This window comes from Methylibium sp. T29-B (assembly GCF_000576225.1).
GTDB classification, from domain to species: Bacteria; Pseudomonadota; Gammaproteobacteria; order Burkholderiales; family Burkholderiaceae_C; genus Methylibium; species Methylibium petroleiphilum.
On sequence record NZ_AZSN01000250.1, the window covers coordinates 1 to 3,524 of the forward strand.

At 70.9% G+C, this 3,524-nt stretch carries 3 protein-coding genes; all 3 read right to left on the minus strand.

All coding sequences use genetic code 11. The features are described from left to right. On the minus strand, positions 1-1,435 hold a 1,435-nt coding region (locus Y694_RS20555), incomplete at its 3' end, for a sigma-54-dependent Fis family transcriptional regulator (RefSeq protein ID WP_051495950.1). Between the two features lie 64 nt (positions 1,436-1,499). Beyond that, complete coding sequence (locus Y694_RS20560; protein ID WP_036236046.1) at positions 1,500-2,564, minus strand: aromatic ring-hydroxylating dioxygenase subunit alpha; 1,065 nt, start codon at positions 2,562-2,564, stop codon at positions 1,500-1,502. 32 nt (positions 2,565-2,596) lie between these two features. Beyond that, positions 2,597-3,524: PDR/VanB family oxidoreductase (locus Y694_RS20565; RefSeq protein ID WP_036236048.1), on the minus strand; the 928-nt coding region annotated here is incomplete at its 5' end.

Below are 3,524 nucleotides of genomic sequence, written 5' to 3' on the forward strand. Positions count from 1 at the left end.
CGGCGTCGATGCGCGCGCCCTCCTCGGTGAGGATCAGCGCGCGCTCGACGGCGTTCTGCAGCTCGCGCACATTGCCCGGCCAGTCGTGCGCCAGCAGCGCGTGGCGCGCCTTGTCGGTGAGCCCGCCGACGCGCCGGCCGTCGCGCGCGCCGATGCGGGCGATGAAGCACTCGGTCAGCGGCGCGATGTCCTCGCGGCGCTCGCGCAGCGGCGGAATGTGCACCGGGTAGACGGCGAGCCGGTAGTACAGGTCCTTGCGGAAGCCGCCGCGCGCCACCGCCGCGGCCAGGTCGACATTGGTCGCCGCGATCACCCGCACATCGACCCGGCGCGTCGTGCTGCCGCCGAGCCGGTCGATCTCGCCCTCCTGCAGCACGCGCAGCAGCCGCGTCTGCGCGCCCGCGCTCAGCTCGCCCACCTCGTCGAGGAACAGCGTGCCCCCGTCGGCGCGCTCGAAACGGCCGGCGCGCGACTGGTGCGCGCCGGTGAACGCGCCTTTCTCGACGCCGAACAGCTCGCTCTCGAGCAGCTCGGCCGGCAAGGCCGCGCAGTTCAGCGCCACGAAGGCCTGCGCCGCGCGCGGGCTGGCGTGGTGCAGCGCGCGCGCGAACATCTCCTTGCCGACGCCGGTCTCGCCGAGCAGCAGCACCGTCGTCGGCGTGGCGGCGGCGCGCTCGGCCAGCGCCCAGGCGGCGCGGAAAGCCGGCGAGCGGCCGATCAGCTCGTGCGGCAGCACCGGCGGGTCCGCCGCGCGCCGCAGCGCAGTGACCTGGCTGCGCAGCGCGACGATCTCCTCGACCACGGAGTCGGGCTGGTAGTAGCGCAGCTCGTCGTCGGCGTCGCCCCGCCAGTCCTCCAGCGGCATGCCGATCACGCGGCAGCCGGTGGCGCTGCCGCACTCGACCTCCTTGTGCAGCACGAAGCGGCCGATCAGCCGCGACACGAAACCCGAGGAATGTCCGCTCTCGACCCAGCACACGGGCCCCTCGTGGCCGCCGAAGTCACGGTCGTGCACATGCGCCTCGATCGAGTGGTTCCAGCGGCAGTCGGTGAAGTAGTGGCGGCGCCCGATGTCGATCTCGACCTCGGTGGGCTCCACCTTCATGATCCCTTCGACCGAGCGCAGCAGCATGCCCAGACGCAGCAGTTCGCAGTCGGGCAAGCCCGGGTAGCGACGCAGCATCATCTCGGCATCGCGCTGCCCCGACGCGAAGGCCATGCGCGTGAGCACGCCGCGCGCGCGCTCCCAGCCCAGCGTCTCGATCAACTGCCGGCGCAGCGAGCCGAGCGCCGACGAGTGCATCAGCAGCATGCGCTCCTCGCCGAGCCAGATCCGAGCCTCGTCGAACGCGAAGTGCACGCTCGCTGCCAGGTCTTCGATGCCCGAACTGCCGGGGGTCCAACCGCGAGGCATCGCGGGCTTGGCCGATCTCATGCCCTTGCTCCTCCTGGCTGCTGGTTGCCTCCGTCGCGGTCCGCGCGGACGCGGTGATCCCGGTTCAGGCCGCGCCGGCCTCCGCGGCGATCAGCTTTTTCAGCAGCCGCCGCACCTTGACCGGCGCCGCGTCGTTGCTCATCAGCACCGGGTTCAGGCCGAAGAACTCCGGCGTGCCCATCTCGCCGTGCACCGCCTCGATGATCGGGCCGTCCTCGGTCTCGAAGGCGGTGTGCATGGCCTGGATCTTCATCTTGTTGAAGTCGCCGTCCTCCTCGACGTGGTTGCGGCGGGTCGCGAACCAGTAGTGCGTGGTGTTGGCGGTCTCGGGCGTGCAGGTGTGCAGGTCGTACTGGCCAATGCAGTTGTCGAGGTCGAGCGCCGCGTCGTTCTGCGTCGCGCCGACCGAGAGCTGGATGTGGGCCGGCGGCGCCCAGGTGATGTCGAAGAACATGCGCGCCTCGGCGGCCGGGTCGGGCATGAAGTTGGCGAAGATCAGCATCGCCGGCGTCTGTTTCCACTCCCAGCGCGCGGAGATGCGATCGGCGCCCTCGCGCATCTGCGGCACCAGCGGCGAGAGCTGGCCGCGGGTGGTGATGATCTCGCCGTGCACATGGTCGATGTGGCTGAGGTCCATCACGTTGTCGATGATGAGCTCGTAGTGGGCCTTCATGTGCATGTAGGTGTAGGCCACGCCGTTGTCGTGGCCCGCGTCGAGCGGCGCGTAGTCGGGCAGGCGGTCGAGGTCGGCCTCGGCCTCGCCCATCCAGATCCACAGGAAGCCGTGGCGCTCCACCAGCGGGAAGCTGCGCACCTTGGCGGCCTTGGGGATCTGGCCGTTGCCGTGCGGGTTCTTCGTGCACTGGCCGGTGCAGTCGAACTGCAGCGCGTGGTACAGGCAGGCCACCTCGTCGCCGATGCGCTTGCCCAGGTGCAGCGGCGCGAAGCGGTGCGGGCAGCGGTCGTGCATCGCGACCGGCGTGCCGTCCTGCTTGCGGTAGATCAGCACCGAGGTGTCGAGGATCTTGCGGTGGAACAGCGCCTCGGGGCCGACCTCGGTGGACAGCGCGGCGACGTACCAGCAGTTCTTCAGGAAGGGCGTCTTCAGCGCGACGGTCTTGGTTTCCATGGGGTCTCCTGGGTCTTGTAGGGAATGGCGGATCAGAGCGCGACGACCAGCCGCGGCGTCTTCGAGCGCGAGCAGCAGGGCGTGAACTGGTCGTTGGCGGCGTGTTCGGCGTCGCTGAAGTACATGTCGCGGTGGTCGGGCGTACCGCCGACGACCTTCAGGATGCAGGTGCCGCACACGCCCTGTTCGCAGGACACCGGCACCTCGACGCCCTGCGCGGCCAGCGCGGCGATCACCGTCTGGCCGGCGGGCACGGTGACGACGCGGCCGCTCGTCGCGAGCTCGATCTCGAAGGCGTCGTCGGCGCCGTGGTCCACCGGCCCGCCGGCGAAGTACTCGAAGTGGATCTGCGCGTCCGCCCAGCCCAGCGCCTTGGCGGTGGCGATCACATGGTCCATGTAGCCCTTGGGCCCGCAGACGTAGAGATGGGTGTCGGCGGCCGGCGCGGCGAGCACGGCCTTGGCATCGAACTTCTGCGCCTTGGCGCCGTCGTCGTGGTGGAAGGCGACGCGCAGCGCGTAGGGCGCGGCGGCGATGCGCTCGGCGAAGGCGGTGCGCGCGCGGCTGCGGGTGCAGTAGTGCATCTCGAAGGACGCGTCCGCGGCGGTCAGCGTCTCGGCCATCGCGAGGATGGGCGTCACGCCGATGCCGCCGGCCAGCAGGATCGAATGCTTCGCCGGCACCAGCGGGAAGTGGTTCTTCGGTGCGCTGATGCGCAGCGGCGTGCTCTCGTGCAGCGCCTCGTGCGCGCAGCGTGAGCCGCCGCGGCCGGCGGCCTCGCGCAGCACGCCGATGCAGTAGCGCTGCGTCTCGCCCGGGCGGTTGCACAGCGAGTACTGCCGCACCATGCCGTTGGGCAGTTCCACGTCGATGTGCGCCCCGGCGTCGAAGGTCGGCAGCGGCCCCCCGTCGGCGCGCCGCAGCACGAAGCTCGCCACGCCCTCGGCCGCCGTCTCGCGT

Coding starts and splice junctions, on each gene's coding strand:
- Y694_RS20560 (WP_036236046.1), bottom strand. CDS start 2,564: ATGGAAACCAAGACCGTCGCGCTGAAGACGCCCTTCCTGAAGAACTGC.